The sequence below is a fragment of the Pseudonocardia pini genome (assembly GCF_013870575.1).
Taxonomy (GTDB): Bacteria; Actinomycetota; Actinomycetes; order Mycobacteriales; family Pseudonocardiaceae; genus Pseudonocardia; species Pseudonocardia pini.
Genome location: NZ_JACBXB010001205.1, coordinates 1 through 1,091 on the forward strand (window position 1 = coordinate 1; position 1,091 = coordinate 1,091).

2 protein-coding genes are annotated in these 1,091 nt (G+C 73.7%); both read left to right on the forward strand.

The features are described from left to right. The coding region (locus H5J29_RS33855; RefSeq protein WP_220188253.1) for a hypothetical protein at positions 1-305 on the forward strand (305 nt) is incomplete at its 5' end. After that, positions 302-1,030, forward strand: coding sequence for a biotin attachment protein (locus tag H5J29_RS33860; RefSeq protein WP_181784931.1), 729 nt, complete (start codon positions 302-304; stop codon positions 1,028-1,030). The genes H5J29_RS33855 and H5J29_RS33860, both read left to right, overlap by 4 nt. The last annotated feature ends 61 nt before the right edge of the window (positions 1,031-1,091 follow it).

Genomic DNA, 1,091 nt, shown 5'->3' on the forward strand with positions numbered 1-1,091 from the left:
GGAAGCCGGTCCAGAACGGTGTGAACGGCTCGGTCCCGGGCGCTCCGGTGCCGAACGACGCCGCGGCCCCGCCGGCTCGCTCCGCCGAGGAGGTGCCACCTCCCACCGAGCGTCCGCGCAGGCGGCACCGGTTGGAGGTGCGGCCCGCGGACCCCGAGACGGGCCCGATGGTCGCCCTGTCGGCCTTCCGCATCCCCCAGCAGCGCCGCCGTGACCGATCCGACCGGCGTAGGCGCGGCGCCGACCTCGCCGCCGACGTCCTCGCCTTCGGCGACGGCGTCCCCACGCAGCGGAGGCCCCGATGACCGTCGCCCGCAGGTTCCGGCTCGCGCTCGGCATCGTCGTCGTGCTGGTGCTGGCCGCCTACCTCACGATGCTGCTCAACGCCCGCAAGGGCGAGGTCGAGGGCCGCTCGGCCTCGCTGGCCGCCGAGAACTACCCCGTCGGCACCGACTACTCCGGCACGGTCAGCGCCCAGCTGGTGCAGGTCGGCGACGAGGTGCAGGTCGGGCAGCCGATGTTCGAGCTGCAGAGCGCCACCCTCGTCCGCGACCTCGCCCAGGGCCTGGTCGACCCGGCCAAGGTGCCCTACCAGATCAAGGACGGCACGACGATGGTGGTCACCGCGACCGACCAGGGCCGCGTCGAGGGCGTGAGCTACTCCGTGGGGTCGTTCGTGCCCGCGAACAGCGAGCTGGCCACGGTCCAGCGCGCAGGCTCCCTCTACGTCGAGGCCGAGTTCGTCCTGACCGCGCCGGACTACGCCCGGCTCCCCCCGAACGCGAGGATCGACGTCCTGCTCCCGAACAACGAGACCGTCCGCGCCCAGGCGGGCCGGGTGCGGGTGAGCACCGAGAACGGCGAGGCACGGACGGTGGTCCAGGCCTTCAGCCCCGAGCTCGGGGACGCCACCTCGGACGGGCTGTTCGCCGTCGGGTCACCGGTCCAGGCCACCCTGCACCTGCGCAACGACGGCATGGTCACCGAGGCCACCGAGTGGGTCACCGACCTGACCGGGTTCGCCCCGTGAGGCGCGTGCTCACCGGCCTGGTCGCGGTGCTGACCCTGGCCACCGGGTGCTCGGTGAGCGT